Annotated in this window: 16 protein-coding genes; 8 read left to right on the top strand and 8 right to left on the bottom strand. The window is 61.9% G+C overall.

Annotated elements, in window-relative coordinates; translation table 11 throughout:
- The 5 genes from Y707_RS25495 to Y707_RS0111945 all read right to left on the bottom strand — a co-directional run.
- Positions 1-409, bottom strand: a 409-nt coding sequence (locus Y707_RS25495; RefSeq protein ID WP_162150215.1) for a segregation and condensation protein A, incomplete at its 3' end; no start/stop codon positions are given.
- A complete protein-coding gene (locus Y707_RS0111960; RefSeq protein ID WP_026535269.1) occupies positions 409-1305 on the bottom strand; it encodes a ParA family protein in 897 nt (298 codons plus the stop codon). The genes Y707_RS25495 and Y707_RS0111960, both read right to left, overlap by 1 nt.
- A 124-nt stretch (positions 1306-1429) precedes the next feature.
- Positions 1430-2194, bottom strand: a complete 765-nt coding sequence (locus tag Y707_RS25490; RefSeq protein ID WP_253905148.1) for a M50 family metallopeptidase — start codon at positions 2192-2194, stop codon at positions 1430-1432.
- Between the two features lie 14 nt (positions 2195-2208).
- Entirely contained in the window at positions 2209-2367 is a 159-nt protein-coding gene (locus tag Y707_RS30695; protein WP_155852936.1) for a hypothetical protein, read from the bottom strand.
- A 78-nt stretch (positions 2368-2445) separates the two neighbouring features.
- Positions 2446-2823, bottom strand: a complete 378-nt coding sequence (locus Y707_RS0111945) for a VOC family protein (protein ID WP_026535268.1) — start codon at positions 2821-2823, stop codon at positions 2446-2448.
- Between the two features lie 157 nt (positions 2824-2980).
- Here Y707_RS0111945 and Y707_RS0111940 point away from each other — a divergent pair, with 157 nt between their 5' ends.
- Complete coding sequence (locus tag Y707_RS0111940; RefSeq protein WP_026535267.1) at positions 2981-3814, top strand: aldo/keto reductase; 834 nt, start codon at positions 2981-2983, stop codon at positions 3812-3814.
- A 323-nt stretch (positions 3815-4137) separates the two neighbouring features.
- On the top strand, positions 4138-4521 hold the full coding sequence (locus tag Y707_RS0111935) for a VOC family protein (RefSeq protein ID WP_026535266.1): 384 nt from the start codon (positions 4138-4140) through the stop codon (positions 4519-4521).
- 19 nt (positions 4522-4540) lie between these two features.
- On the opposite strand, the gene Y707_RS25485 is transcribed toward Y707_RS0111935, so the two are convergent.
- Entirely contained in the window at positions 4541-5656 is a 1116-nt protein-coding gene (locus Y707_RS25485; RefSeq protein WP_253905147.1) for an ROK family protein, read from the bottom strand.
- Positions 5657-5965: 309 nt separating this feature from the next.
- Between Y707_RS25485 and Y707_RS0111925 the strand changes: the two genes are divergently transcribed.
- The 6 genes from Y707_RS0111925 (at position 5966) to Y707_RS0111900 (ending at position 11752) form a co-directional block, all read left to right on the top strand.
- Complete coding sequence (locus tag Y707_RS0111925; RefSeq protein WP_253905157.1) at positions 5966-7171, top strand: ABC transporter substrate-binding protein; 1206 nt, start codon at positions 5966-5968, stop codon at positions 7169-7171.
- A 26-nt stretch (positions 7172-7197) separates the two neighbouring features.
- Positions 7198-8181 carry a carbohydrate ABC transporter permease gene (locus tag Y707_RS0111920; RefSeq protein WP_026535264.1) on the top strand — a complete coding sequence of 328 codons (984 nt, stop codon included), beginning with the start codon at positions 7198-7200 and terminating at the stop codon, positions 8179-8181.
- Positions 8181-9074: a carbohydrate ABC transporter permease gene (locus Y707_RS0111915; protein ID WP_026535263.1), complete on the top strand. Its 894-nt coding sequence runs from the start codon at positions 8181-8183 to the stop codon at positions 9072-9074. Before Y707_RS0111920 ends, Y707_RS0111915 begins: the two co-directional genes overlap by 1 nt.
- A gap of 44 nt (positions 9075-9118) precedes the next feature.
- Positions 9119-10801 carry a glycoside hydrolase family 13 protein gene (locus Y707_RS0111910; RefSeq protein WP_026535262.1) on the top strand — a complete coding sequence of 561 codons (1683 nt, stop codon included), beginning with the start codon at positions 9119-9121 and terminating at the stop codon, positions 10799-10801.
- A gap of 100 nt (positions 10802-10901) precedes the next feature.
- Positions 10902-11249: an ArsR/SmtB family transcription factor gene (locus tag Y707_RS0111905; RefSeq protein ID WP_026535261.1), complete on the top strand. Its 348-nt coding sequence runs from the start codon at positions 10902-10904 to the stop codon at positions 11247-11249.
- On the top strand, positions 11246-11752 hold the full coding sequence (locus Y707_RS0111900) for an SRPBCC family protein (RefSeq protein WP_026535260.1): 507 nt from the start codon (positions 11246-11248) through the stop codon (positions 11750-11752). The genes Y707_RS0111905 and Y707_RS0111900 overlap by 4 nt, the downstream gene beginning before the upstream one ends.
- A 52-nt stretch (positions 11753-11804) precedes the next feature.
- On the opposite strand, the gene Y707_RS0111895 is transcribed toward Y707_RS0111900, so the two are convergent.
- Together Y707_RS0111895 and Y707_RS25480 are read right to left on the bottom strand one after the other, a co-directional pair.
- Complete coding sequence (locus tag Y707_RS0111895; protein WP_155852933.1) at positions 11805-12683, bottom strand: CPBP family intramembrane glutamic endopeptidase; 879 nt, start codon at positions 12681-12683, stop codon at positions 11805-11807.
- Positions 12684-12692: 9 nt separating this feature from the next.
- Positions 12693-13950, bottom strand: a 1258-nt coding sequence (locus Y707_RS25480; RefSeq protein WP_035781486.1) for an AMP-binding protein, incomplete at its 5' end; no start/stop codon positions are given.

Genomic DNA, 13950 nt, shown 5'->3' with positions numbered 1-13950 from the left:
GGCTGCTTTCGTCCTGGAGCCGGTCGCCGATGATCGCAGCGACCTGTTTGAACGCCTTGTACTGCAGCAGTCGGGCGAAAAGCAGGTCCCGCGCTTCAAGCAGTGCAACATCCTCCGCGTCCTCCACTTCACCGGACGGCAGCAGCCGTGCCGCCTTCAAATCCAGCAGGGTGGCGGCAACGACCAGGAATTCGCTCGCCTCGTCCAGCGCCCATTCCTGTCCGCTGTCCTGCAGCCGGCGGATGTAGGAGATGAACTCGTCGGTCACCCGGGCCAGGGCCACCTCCGTGATGTCCATTTCATGCTTGGAAATCAGACCGAGCAGCAGGTCGAACGGGCCGGTGAAGTTATCCAGCCGGACCTCAAAACCGGAAGACTGGAACTCGGTCTCCGGTTTGAGGACAGTCATTACGGGGCGCCGCCGCGGGCGACGAGTTCCCTGGCCAGATTACGGTAGGCCTCGGCGCCCGTGTGGCTGCCGGCGTACGCGGTGATGGGTTCGGCCGCAACGGTGGCATCGGCGAACTTGATGGCGCGCTTGATCACTGTTTCGAAAACTTTGTCGCCGAAGGCTTCGACGAGCCTGGCGATCACTTCCCTGCCGTGCAAGGTACGGGCGTCATACATGGTCGCCAGCACGCCGTCGACCACCAGCGCCGGGTTCAGCCGGTCCTGGACCTTCTCGATCGTTTCCACCAGCAGGGCCACAGCGCGCAGCGCAAAGAACTCACAGATCAGCGGAATGATGACACCGTGCGAGGCGGTCAGGGCGTTAATGGTCAGCAGTCCCAGTGACGGCTGGCAGTCGACCAGGATCACGTCGTAATCGTCGGCCACCTTGCGCAGCGCCCGGTCCAGTACCTGCTCGCGGGCCACCTCGTTGACCAGCTGCACCTCGGCCGCCGACAGGTCAATGTTCGCCGGCAGCAGGTCGATATTCTCAACCGACGTCGATTGAATTGCGTCCCGGATCTGGACTTTTCGGTCCATCAGCACGTTGTAGACGGTCAGGTCCAGCTCATGCGGGTTTGTACCCAGCCCGGCTGACAAAGCGCCCTGCGGATCGAAGTCCACGAGCAGGACCTTGCGTCCGGCTTCGGCGAGCGCGGCACCCAGGTTGATGGTCGACGTCGTTTTCCCGACGCCTCCCTTTTGATTGACCATGGCGATAATGCGCGCAGGCCCGTGGGAATCGAGCGCGCGAAGTTCAGGAAACTCGGTCTGCGGACGGCCTGTGGGGCCCATGACCGGGTCACTGTCTTGGGAATTACCCGCCAGAGTCGTCGAACTCTGTTCGCTACTCACGTATCAATCCACACTTTCTTGTCTATGGAGGCTCTCGCCCTAGGTTACCGTGATGTAACGGTAACGCCATTCCCATTCGCCGCCGCGCCGTATTTCGGGCGTATATTCGCCGGTCCCTCCAAGCTCAGAACAGCTGCTGAACCGTTCCGGCCAGGACCGGACGCAGCGAGAGCATGCTGAAGACGGCGGCCGCTGCGATCACCGAACCGAACAGAGCCAACCAGACGCCGGCAGGAATCCTGGTCCGCCGGTACAGGATGTAGGCATCCGATGAGGCCAGTTCGCGCCGGCGTCTTACGTGTACGGAGGCCACGTTCAGCCAATCCCGGACGGCTCCAACCACCAACGCTATGCCAAGCACGAGCGTGATGTAACCCAGCATCGTCCTATCCGCGTACAACAGCAGCGCTCCCGAGACCAGCACACAGCCAACGATCACCGCCACGCCGTACCAGTTGCGCACGAACAGCAGCGTCAGGAGGATGACGACGGCGCTGATCGACAGCGCTGCCGGGTGCCAGCCATTGAGTGCGCACCAGATCAGCACCCCGCCGACAAGTGCCGGCGTCGGATAACCCCAAAATCCGGACCACACCACCCGCCAGCCGCCGCGGCCGAGGCTGTGGGTGGAGCCGGATTGGTCGCTGTTGATCTTGATTCCGGTCAGCCGCTGGCCGGTGAACAAGGCGGCGAAGGCATGCCCCAACTCGTGCACCACCGTGACGAACAGTCCGAAATACCGCCACGTCGCGGCCGGGACGGCGAGGACGACGGCGCCGGCGATGATCAGTCCGAGAGTCACCGGCGACGGAACGAGCGGCGCTGCCTGGCTGAAGCCGTCCAGGAACCGCTCGAGCCATTGCGAGGCGACGCTTTGCACATTACCCACGTTCGACGTCGTTCTCAGCGTTTGGCGGTGACGTGACGCAGCACCAGTACCACCACTGCGAGGACCAACAGCGCCAGGCCAACCGAGAACAGGAATTCAAGGGTTTCGATAATGATCCCGAAAACCAGCAGGATGGCGGCCAAGACGGCAAGAATGGCAAGCAGGGCTCTCATATCTCCAGTATGGCTGGTCGCAGGTGGCCGTTCCACGCGAACCAACTGCGGTTGCGGCACCGGTTCAGGAACAGAGTGTCAGTCCAGGAACAGGCAGAACGGGTGGCCGGCCGGGTCGAAATAGACGCGAACGCCCTCTTGCGGCTGGAACTCCGCCAGTGTTGCTCCGGCCGCGAGCGCATGCTCCCCTGAGGCGTCGAGATCATCGACATGGATATCCAGGTGCATCATCATCTGCTGCCGCCCTGGTGCTTCCGGCCAGACCGGGCGGACATAATCGGATTCTGTCTGGAACGACAAACCGGCGCCGCCGTCGGGGGCCTGCAGCATGACCCATCCCGGTTCGCTGTATTTCTCTTTCCAGCCGAGCAGCCGCCGGTAGAAACCGGCCAGTTCCTGCGCGTCAGGGGCGCCAAGAACGACGGCGGACAGAGTCAGCTGAGGAGCTTGAGGCATGGCATCTCTTTCATAGGCGCCAGCGTTTCCGGCAGGTGGACAGCCTTCATGATACCAACGTCAGGAATATCCTAAGCCTGCTGCTGATTACCCTTGATGACCCATCTTCAACCTCACTGCCGGTTGCGGCCGCGGTGAAACCGGAAAGGACCCGACCATGACCGCAGTACCAGAGATCAAGCTGAACGACGGCGTCACTATCCCCCAGCTGGGTTTCGGCGTCTTCCAGATCGAGCCGGAAGAAACGAAGGCCGCCACGCTGGCCGCCCTCGAAATCGGCTACCGGCACATTGACACTGCCGAGATGTATGGCAACGAGAAGCAGGTCGGCGAGGCGGTCCGGGAATCCGGCATCGACCGCGGCGAAATTTTCGTCACCAGCAAGCTCAACAACGGCTTCCACGCCCACGACGATGCCCTCCGCGGGTTCGACCAGAGTATGGAGGACCTTGGCTTCGACTACCTCGACCTGTTCCTGATCCACTGGCCGCTGCCCGATGTAGGCGACTACGTCGAAACCTGGAAGGCGATGGAGGAAATTCACCGCTCCGGCCGCGTACGGTCCATCGGCGTGTCCAACTTCCAGCCGCACCATCTGCAGCGGGTGCTGGCTGAGACCGAAACCGTTCCGTCGGTCAACCAGATCGAGGTCCACCCGTATCTCGTCCAGGACGAGGTACGCGGCTTCAACTCAAGCCAGGGAATCGCCACCGAGGCCTGGTCGCCCATCGCGCAAGGCAAGGTACTCGGCGATTCGGTATTGAAGGACATCGCCGAACGGCTCGGCAAGACGACCGCCCAGGTGACTCTGTCGTGGCATATCCAGCGCGGCGATATCGTCTTCCCGAAGTCCGTGACGCGTTCGCGTGTCGAGGAGAATTTCAACCTGTTCGATTTCGAGCTGACCGGCCAGGACATGCAGGCAATATCCGGTCTGGACCGCGGCGAGCGCACCGGCGCGGATCCTGATACCTTCAACTACATCCCCTAACGGGACAAATTACGGCGACGGCGGCGGGCTTGGCGACGGGTCCGCCGCCAAATCCTTGCGGGGTAGTCATGGCACAACAGTTCGCTACCGGCTATCAGATTCCAGCGATCGTGCTGGACGGCAAGTCCCTGGTGGGTACGAGCTGATCGAAAAGACGGTTCGCCTCCTTATGGAGGAACGGATACAGCCCTCCTGAGCGTCGCTCGATCCCGCCCTTTTCGACGGCACGCACGCTTCTGGTGCGCCGGCCGCGGGCGGCCTAGAATCAATGAATGTGGCGTGGATCACCCGTCATTCCATAATCATGAATTCAGGTGAATGCAATGTCAGGGCGCGTTGTGCATTTCGAAGTTCCGGCCGACGATCAGGACCGGGCGAGGAATTTTTATAGTACGGCCTTCGGCTGGAAGCTCAATCCGATGCCGGAGATGGACTACACCACAGTGGTGACCACCAGCACCGACGCGCAAGGCATGCCGTCGGAACCGGGAGCGATTAACGGCGGGTTGTTCGGCCGGTACGAAGAATTGACGAGCCCTGTCATTACGGTCGACGTCGACGATATCGATGCGACATTAGAGAAGATCGGCACCCTTGGCGGGACGACGGTAACGCCAAAGCAGGAAATTCCGGATATGGGTTTCTACGCCTACTTCCGCGACAGCGAAGGAAACCTGATGGGGCTGTGGCAGAACCCGCCGTCATAGGGCGGAGAGGCAGGGCTCATCATTCCATGGTGTCGTCCAGAACCAGGTCCAGGGCGTGATCGCGCGTGTAGCTAAGCGCCCTCCGTACGGCACCGGCGCTCACCACACCGCTTCCGAGCGGCGAAGCGACGATCTCCGGTGCCGGCGTGTGGGTTACTTCGGCGAGCCGTGCGCGGGTACGCTCCAACAGCAGGTCAGCGGCTTCGGCCACGGCGCCCGCAATGACAATCCTGTCCACATCGAGCAGCCCGGCGAGAACCGCACAGATCCGCGCGAGCCGGTCTGCCATGCGCACGATCAGCTGGACGGCAAACGGGTCTCCAGCATCGGCAGACTGAAAGACGGCGGGCGCGTCCAGGTTATTGAGCGAAACATTGTTCAACGCACTGCCCGCCGGCAATGCGCCGGAGTCCTTCGCGCTTCGGACCCAATCACGAAGCAGTAATCCGATTCCGTCGGCCGACCCCACGTTCTCGACCAGGTTCAGGAGCCGCATTTCCCCGGCACCGCCCCTCGTACCGCGGATCAGCTGTCCGTTGACTACGTATCCGGCGCCAAACCGTTCACCCGAGAGCAAGGTGATGTAGGACGGGGCCCCGGCTCCTGCCCCGATGCTGCCCTCGGCCACCGCGGCAAGGTTTGCATCATTCTCCACGACTGTGGCCCAGCCGCGGGCAGCGAAGTGCTGGGCGAATCCGGGATTCATGAGGCGCCAGAACGAGTTTTCGCCTTCGGGAGAGGCGCCGTTCTGGTCGGTAGGGGCAGGGACGCCAAGGCTGATGCACAGCACCCGCGCGGCTGAGACACCTGCGGCAGCCAGCGCGGCATCCACGACGCCGTCGGTCAGCGACACACGGTTGGCCGTTTCTATTGCGTCCGTGGGCACATGTTCGACCGCATGCCCCAACTCCCTGCCAAACAGGTCGGCCACGGTTGCCGTTATCCGGTGCGGGCCCGCATCGACTCCAACGACAACGCCTGCGTCCCCGCGAAGTGCGTACCGCTTGGCCGGACGCCCCTTTCGGTAGGCCTCCCCCGCTGTCCTCGCGTCGGCCAGCTCAGCAAGCCATCCACTGTCCACAAGGTCGTCACACAGCGCGATGACGGTGGACCGGGTGAGGCCCGTTTCACTCATCGCATCCGAGGCTGTAAGAGCGGGAACATCCCATGCCAAACGAAGAATCGCGGCGGCATTGAAGCGACGCTGCGAGAACGATACCGCCACCGGCTGAATCACCATGGGTCTTGACACCTCGCTCTCCACGATCCAGTATGTCTGTCAGCGAGTTTATTTTGCAACTATATTTAGTCAAACAATCAATTACCGCCAGCCATGCGGCCGGCACAGCATCCGGGAGGCCCCATTGTGACCACTTCGCATCCGACTGTGAGCAGTTCGCTGTCCCGACGCCGTTTCCTCGCAGGGATCAGCGCAGCCGGCGCCATGGCGGCGCTCTCCGGCTGTGGCGGCTCTGCCGGCTCCGCCCGCGCCGAGGTGAGGTTCTACGAGACGAAACCCGAAGCCATCCCCTACTTCACCGGTCTGGCCAAAGATTTCACCTCTTCACAGGAACACATCCGCGTCATCCATGACTCATCGTCGAACCTCTCGGCCAGCTTTGTCCGGAGCAATCCGCCAGACCTCGGATGCCTCAACTACAACCTCGAAATGGCACGCTTCATGGAACGCGGAGCATTGTCGGACCTCAGCGACATGCCCGCGGCGGCCCGCATACGTCCCGACGTGCAGCAACTCGTCAACCAGTATGCGACCTACCCGGGACGCACCAGCGTGCTGCCGTACTCCATGGCTGCGTCCTCCGTCATTTACAACAAGCAGATCTTTGCCGATCACAACCTCCAGGTTCCGGCCACCTGGAGGGAAATGATCGAGGTGTGCGAAAAGCTCACGGCCGCCGGCGTAACACCGATCTACAGCACCTTCCGCGATCCATGGACCGTTGCCCAGGGTCTATTCGACTACACCGTCGGCGGCATGGTGGACGTCGAGGCCTTCTATAACCGTATGCACGAACTGGGCACCGAGGTCGGGCCTCATTCGGAGGTCTCATTCCAAAAGACTTTCCTTGAGCCAGTCACCCGAATGATGACGTTGGCTGGATATTCAAACGAGGATGCCCCTGCGCGCGGATACGGCGATGGGAACACCGCCATGGCACAAAGCAAGGCCGCCATGTACATGCAGGGGCCCTGGGCCTTCGGCGAGATTGCCAAGGCGGAGACCGACGTCGACCTTGGAACCTTCCCCCTGCCGATGACCGACGATCCGGCCGACCGCAAAGTCCGGGTCAACATTGACCTGTCGCTCTGGATTCCCGAGATGTCAACGGTCAAGAGCGAGGCACGGAAGTTCCTGTCCTTCCTGATGCAGCCGAAAACCCAAAATGCCTACAACAAGGAATTCCTCGCATTCGGCACTACAAAGGATGCGCCGCCCGTCACCGATCCAAGGATCGCGCAGATGCAGGACTACTACGACGACGGGCGCTTCTACATGGGCGCCTCACAGTTCATCCCGCGCACCATCCCGGCAGAAAACTACATTCAGGCCATTGCCAACGGCGCCAGCATTGAAGGCACGCTGCGCAGGCTCGATCAGGACTGGGCGCGGCTCGCGTTCCGCCAGTAAGCCCGGCAGAAAAGAAGGAACAGCACATGTCATCGACGACAACCAATATCAAGTCCGGGGCAGGCGATTCCGCCACCGGCAGCAAACTCGATTCCACCACGGGAGGGCCGGGGACCAGCCGGCGCAAGGGTGGGCGCAACGCCGCCGGGCGGCGGTATCGAATAGACCCGGTCTACTATCTCTTCCTGATCCCCACCCTGGTGATTTTCACCTTGGCGATAACGCTGCCCGCCGTGATGGGCTTTTTCTACAGCTTCACCGATTCCATCGGTTTTGGCGAGTTCGATTTCATCGGGTTCACCAATTACATTGCCGCCTTCTCCGACCCTGCGATTTTGGCCTCCTATGGTTTCACGCTCGGGTTTTCGCTGGTCACGGTCATCGTGGTCAACGTCATTTCCTTCCTGCTCGCGGTAGGACTGACATCGAAGATCCGGATGAAGGTGGCACTGCGGGCGGTCTTCGTCATTCCGATGGTGGTGTCCGGAATCATCATCGCGTACGTCTTCCAGTACCTCTTCTCCAATTCGCTGCCCGCGTTTGGCCAGGCCATCGGCTTCGAACCGCTGGCGACCAGCATCCTGGCCAATCCCGAACTGGCGTGGCTGTCGATCGTGTTTGTCACCGCATGGCAGGCCATGCCCATGTCCATGCTGATCTACATCGCGGGTCTGCTCGCCGTTCCCGCGGAGGTCTACGAGGCCAGCTCCATCGACGGCGCATCGGGCTGGAAGCAGCTGTGGACCATTACCCTGCCGCTGGTTGCCGGATACGTGGTGATCAACACGATCATCACCTTCAAGAACTTCCTCAACGCCTACGACATCATTGTCGGTCTCACCGACGGCGGCCCAGGCACCGCCACCCGAAGCATCGCGATGACGATTTTCTCCGGCTTTGAAGGCGGCGACTACGCCTACCAAATGGCCAATGCAACCATCTTCTTTATCATCGCCGTGGCGCTTGCACTGCTGCAACTGCGCGTCACCCGCGGAAAGGCAGCCCTCTGATGAGCGATACGACAACCAAACTCCCTGCCACGCCGCGGGACCGCTCCACCCGCAAACGCCGCGGCAAGTATGGCCGGGACCGGGCCAACTGGCCCATCACCATCGTGCTGGTGCTCGCGTCGCTGACCGTGCTGGTGCCGTTGTACGTCACCGTGTCGATGGCGTTGAAAACAACGCAACAGGCCGTCAGCGGCAGCGCGTTCAGCCTCCCGTCTCCGCTCACCTTCTCCAGCTTCGCGGAAGCCTGGGCACTGACGGATTTCCCCCGGGCGTTCGTCATCTCGGCGCTGGTGACAGTGGTCACGGTGGCCGGAACCATTTTGCTGGCGTCCCTTGCGTCCTACGCGATTGTGCGTAACTGGGACCGTAAATTGTTCCGGTGGTCGTTCTTCTATCTGTTGGCCACCATGTTCCTCCCGTTCCCGGTGGTGGCGCTGCCGCAGATCAAACTCACCGGCATCGTGGGCTTGGACAACCCGATGGGCGTCGCTCTGCTGCACATCATGTTCCAGCTGTCCTTCAGCATCCTGCTCTACACGGCGTTCCTCCGCTCGATTCCTGCCGAACTCGAAGAAAGCGCAAAACTGGATGGAGCCAGCACGTGGCAGACGTTCTGGAAGCTGATTTTCCCGCTGCTGGCTCCAATGAGCGCCACCGTGGGAATCTTCGCCTTCCTCATCTCCTGGAACGATTTCATGATGCCGTCGCTTATCACCTCGGACCCGGCAATGCAGACGCTTCCGGTGCTGCAGAGCATGTTCCAAACCCAGTTCAGCAACAACTACAACGTCGCCTTCGCGTCCTATCTGATGGCCATGGCCCCCGCGATCATCGTCTATCTGTTCACTCAGCGCTGGGTGATGTCCGGGGTAACCCAGGGCGCGATCAAGTAAACCCTTTCCAGACAAACCCACACCAAAGGACGGTTCCCTACAAGATGACCAACGCACTCGACACCCGCCCCGTAACCGGGACCAGCGAAGAGTCGGCCCATGCTGGTGCCACCTGGTGGCGGCAGGCGGCCGTGTACCAGATCTACCCGCGCAGCTTCGCCGACTCGAACGGCGACGGCATCGGCGACCTTCCCGGCATCACTGCCCGCGTTCCCTACCTGAAGGAGCTCGGGATCGACGCGGTGTGGCTGAGCCCGTTCTATCCCTCGGCACTCGCCGACGGCGGGTACGACGTCGACGACTACCGCGACGTCGATCCGCGCCTGGGCAGCCTCGAGGATGCCGACGCGATGATCGCGGCCCTGCATGCGGCCGGCATCAAACTCATTGTCGACATCGTCCCCAACCACACCTCCGACCGGCACGAATGGTTCCGTGCGGCGCTGGCCGCCCCCAAAGGATCGCCCGAGCGCGCCCGGTATATCTTCCGCGACGGACTCGGCGAAAATGGCGGGCTTCCGCCCGCGGACTGGGAATCCGTCTTCGGCGGCCCCGCCTGGGAGCCGGTCGGCGACGGACAATGGTATTTGCACTTCTTTGCGAAGGAGCAGCCCGACCTGAACTGGCAAGACCCGGAGGTCCGGGCTGACTTCCTGACCACCCTGCGGTTCTGGTCCGATCGGGGCGTGGACGGGTTCCGCGTCGACGTGGCACACGGCTGCGCAAAGGATCTGCCGGAGGTGCTGCCTTCACAGTCCGAGCTCGACACAATGGACCAGGACACCGGCCTTCATCCCCTCTGGGACCGTGACGAGGTCCATGAGATTTACGCCGAGTGGCGTGGAGTCTTCAACGAGTATGATCCGCCGCGGACCGCCGTCGCCGAGGCATGGGTCCCGACGCCGCAGCGCCGCCACCGCTACGCCAGTGCCGAAGGGCTTGGGCAGGCCTTCAACTTCGACCTGCTCGAGGCCGACTTCGACGCGAACCAGTTCCGCAGCATCATCACCTCGAACCTTAAGCAGTCGAAGGAAACCGGATCGTCGACGACATGGGTGTTCTCAAACCACGACGTCGTCCGTCACGCGACGCGCTATGGGTTGCCACCCCGCGGCGAATCGACAACAAAACATGGCGCCGACTGGCTGCTGCTCGGCGGCACCCGGCCACGGCTCGATGTGGAGGGGGGTCTTCGCCGTGCCCGCGCAGCGACACTGCTGATGCTCGGTCTGCCCGGCTCGGCGTATCTCTACCAAGGCGAAGAACTGGGCCTGAACGAGGTCGCTGAAATCCCCGCCAACGAGCGCCAGGACCCCGCATTCTTCCGCAACCCCGGCAAGGACATTGGGCGGGACGGGTGCCGGGTTCCACTGCCCTGGACCCGCGAAGGATCGTCCTTCGGCTTCGGCGCCGGCAACGCGCACTTGCCCCAACCGGAATGGTTCGGCGGAAGCTCGGTAGAGGCGCAGCAGGCGGATCCGGCTTCCACCCTTTCGTTGTACCGCGAAGCGCTCGCGTTTCGCAGCCGCCTGCAGACTGAGGAGGACCTCGAGTGGGTCGACAGCGACGCGGATGTGCTGCATTTCCGCCGGCCGAACGGCTGGGAGGCAGTGGCAAACTTCGGAACCAAGCCAATTGCGCTGCCGGAGGGCGACCTGCTCATCGCGAGCGGATCGATTGACGGTGATGTGCTGCCGGCCGAAACCACGGTGTGGCTGATGCGTTAGCAGACATCTTCATTTACCTGATGCGATGGCCGGTGGGAGCAGATATTGTGCACCCGCCGGCCATTGACATCTTCACCGCCCCGAACTAATCTACAACCATATGGTTGTAGATCAGCTCAGTGCATCCGGGATGGACCGTATATTTCATGCGTTCGCCGATGCGACCCGCCGCGATATCGTCGTCCGGGTTATCACCGGTGAATATTCCGTATCGGAGTTGGCTGCGCACTACGACATGAGTTTCGCTGCAGTGCAGAAGCATGTGGCGGTGTTGGAGCGTGCCTCCCTCGTGCTGAAGGAGAAACGCGGAAGAGAGCAGATCGTGAGCGTCAATTTTGAGGCGGTACGCAGGGCGCAGCAACTGCTCGATGAGTACGAAACGATCTGGCGGCAACGCGTCGACCGGATTTCAGACATCCTTGCTGAAGATAAGAAGGCATCACCATGACCGTCATCAATTCACACCGGGACCCCGAAGCATTGAGCTTCACCATCGTCGCCGAGTTCGAGGCAAGCGTCGAACGGGTCTGGCAGATTTGGGAAGACCCGCGCCAGCTGGAGCGTTGGTGGGGGCCACCGACCTGGCCGGCGACGTTTGAGGAACACGACTTCGTGCCCGGTGGTGCAGCCCGTTACTACATGACCGGCCCCGACGGCGAGAAGGCCCGCGGTTGGTGGAAATTCACCTCCATTCAAGCCCCGGAACGTTTGGAGTTCGACGACGGCTTTGCCGATGAGAACTGGGCTCCCGTAACCGATATGGGCACGACCCACGCCGTCGTGACATTCGAGAATGTCGACGACGGCCGGACCCGGATGACCACGGTGTCGAGTTTCGAATCAGTCGAACAACTGGAGCAGATGCTTGCCATGGGCATGGAGGAAGGCATGATCGGTGCGATGGGACAGATCGATGGCATCCTCGCCGAAGCCCCGGATGTGTGGCCCTAAGCGGCGACGGTTCCGCCCGGCGGGAACCCCACTACGCCGGGCGGAACCCCAACTAGTAGAGGAAGATGTCCAGCCACGCGCGGTTGTGCGCATGCACCAGCACGAGGAACAGGACGAAGTCGAACAGCAGGTGGACGCAGACGATGTAGGACAGGGACTTGGTGAGCTTGAAGATCCATCCCTGCACCAATGCGAACAGGAATATCATCGCCGGCCCCCAACTGTGGAAACCCAGCTCGAACAGGAACGAGGTGAACAGAACGGCCTGCAGCAGGTTGGCCTGCCAGTCCGGAAAGTGCCTGCGGAGCAGCGCGAAACAGGTGCAGATGAAGAACAGCTCATCCCAGATACCGAGCACGTTCGTGCCCAGGAACAGCCGCAGGATGCCATCCACATCCGAAACGGCCGGCCAGTTCTGATACACGCCAGTACTCATCATGTAGACCGGCAACAGCAGATATCCAATGACTACCACCGCGACGAGATACCACTTCTCGACGGCGGTCCAGGGCTGGCCGGTCCGGACCGGGAAACGTACCGCATGGTCGCGGTAGCCGAAACGCGATACCCCGTACGGAATGCCGACCGCCAGGACCATTGCCGTTCCCATCACGAACATATGCGCCAGGCTGATGTCCGTTGTGATCGGCACGGCGCTGATTATGGACAGTCCCGCGGCGATGAGCAGCAGATCCCGGAACAGGAACCGGTCGATGAAGAACGCCAGCACCACGGCCAGCAGCAGTAAGGCATAGCCGGGCAGATTCAGTTCGAAGACGAAGAGCACCACTGCGGAGCCGGCAAGCAGAATGGCAGGCAGCAGTCCGGCGGCGGATGCTCTGCCATCCGGGACAGTGGTGTCCGTGGACGCCCCGGAACCCACGTCGGGAGAGCCGTACCGCGGACTCCGCGCCAGCCGTTCATGCCTCATTCAATAAGTCTAAGGCGCATCCTTCCGGACCGGCTGCAGGGCTGGCTTGAGCGCTTCCAACACTGCCGGGTCCTCGATGGTGGAGGGCACCACGTACTCCTCGCCGTCGGCCATTTGCCGCATGGTTTTGCGCAGAATTTTTCCTGACCGGGTCTTGGGCAACCCGTCGACCACTGCCGCGGTCTTGAAATCCGCCACCGGGCCAATCTGCTGCCGGACAAGAGCCACCAATTCCGTCCGGAGCTGCTCCTCGTCAAGTTCGGCTCCCGTCTTGAGCACGACATATGCAACCGGACGCTGTCCCTTGAGCTGATCGGCCAGCCCGATAACGGCGCATTCGGCAACAGCCGGATGGCGTCCGATGACCTGCTCAATGGCTCCCGTGGAGAGCCTGTGACCGGCCACATTAATGATGTCGTCGGTCCGGCCCATGACGAAGATGTATCCATCGTCGTCCCGATAGCCCGAATCACCGGTGGCGTAGCAGTCTTCGAACGCGGACCAATACGAGGAGATATAACGTTCGTCGTCACGCCAGAGTGTCTGCAGGGTACCGGGTGGCAATGGATACCCCAGGACAATATTGCCTTCGACGCCGGTGTCCGCCGGGCGTCCATCCGCGTCCAGAATTTCGACGGCGAATCCCGGCATCGGAACGGTCGGCGAACCCGATTTGATGGGCAGTTGTTCCAGGCCCAAGGGATTTGCGCACACAGCCCACCCGGTCTCGGTCTGCCACCAATGATCGACGACCGGAACCGGAAGTTTGCCTGAGATCCAGTCAAACGTCTCCGGATCAAGCCGCTCTCCGGCGGCAAAGAGTGCTTTGAGACCCGACACGTCGTATTTAGCCAGTTCGCTTGCCTCGGGATCGGCCTTGCGGATGGCACGGAGCGCCGTCGGAGCCGTGAACAACACGTCCACTTTGTGCTCTGCCACCACCCGCCAGAAGGCTCCGGCGTCCGGCGTGCCCACCGGTTTACCCTCGTAGAGCACCGTAGTGGCACCGACCAGCAGCGGCCCGTAGACGATATAGGAATGCCCGACTACCCAGCCGACGTCGGAGGCGGTCCACATCACGTCGCCGGCCTTTACCCCGTAGATATTCGCCATCGACCACGCCAGCGCCACAGCATGGCCGCCGTTGTCACGCACCACGCCTTTCGGAGTTCCCGTAGTACCGGAGGTGTACAAAATGTACAACGGATCCGTTGCTGCCACGGGCACGACTGCGGCTGGTTCAGCAGCCGCAGCGGCTTCGTCCCAC

Source organism: Arthrobacter sp. H14 (assembly GCF_000520495.1).
Classification (GTDB): domain Bacteria; phylum Actinomycetota; class Actinomycetes; order Actinomycetales; family Micrococcaceae; genus Arthrobacter_C.
This window is presented reverse-complemented; position numbering and strand designations above follow the sequence as displayed.

Bases quoted from the DNA above. Each gene is read 5' to 3' on its own strand.
- Y707_RS25485 (WP_253905147.1), bottom strand. From the start codon at position 5,656: ATGAGTGAAACGGGCCTCACCCGGTCCACCGTCATCGCGCTGTGTGAC.
- Y707_RS0111915 (WP_026535263.1), top strand. From the start codon at position 8,181: ATGAGCGATACGACAACCAAACTCCCTGCCACGCCGCGGGACCGCTCC.
- Y707_RS0111920 (WP_026535264.1), top strand. From the start codon at position 7,198: ATGTCATCGACGACAACCAATATCAAGTCCGGGGCAGGCGATTCCGCC.
- Y707_RS0111925 (WP_253905157.1), top strand. From the start codon at position 5,966: ATGGCGGCGCTCTCCGGCTGTGGCGGCTCTGCCGGCTCCGCCCGCGCC.
- Y707_RS30695 (WP_155852936.1), bottom strand. From the start codon at position 2,367: ATGAGAGCCCTGCTTGCCATTCTTGCCGTCTTGGCCGCCATCCTGCTG.
- Y707_RS0111945 (WP_026535268.1), bottom strand. From the start codon at position 2,823: ATGCCTCAAGCTCCTCAGCTGACTCTGTCCGCCGTCGTTCTTGGCGCC.
- Y707_RS0111940 (WP_026535267.1), top strand. From the start codon at position 2,981: ATGACCGCAGTACCAGAGATCAAGCTGAACGACGGCGTCACTATCCCC.
- Y707_RS0111895 (WP_155852933.1), bottom strand. From the start codon at position 12,683: ATGAGGCATGAACGGCTGGCGCGGAGTCCGCGGTACGGCTCTCCCGAC.
- Y707_RS0111910 (WP_026535262.1), top strand. From the start codon at position 9,119: ATGACCAACGCACTCGACACCCGCCCCGTAACCGGGACCAGCGAAGAG.
- Y707_RS0111935 (WP_026535266.1), top strand. From the start codon at position 4,138: ATGTCAGGGCGCGTTGTGCATTTCGAAGTTCCGGCCGACGATCAGGAC.
- Y707_RS0111905 (WP_026535261.1), top strand. From the start codon at position 10,902: ATGGTTGTAGATCAGCTCAGTGCATCCGGGATGGACCGTATATTTCAT.
- Y707_RS0111900 (WP_026535260.1), top strand. From the start codon at position 11,246: ATGACCGTCATCAATTCACACCGGGACCCCGAAGCATTGAGCTTCACC.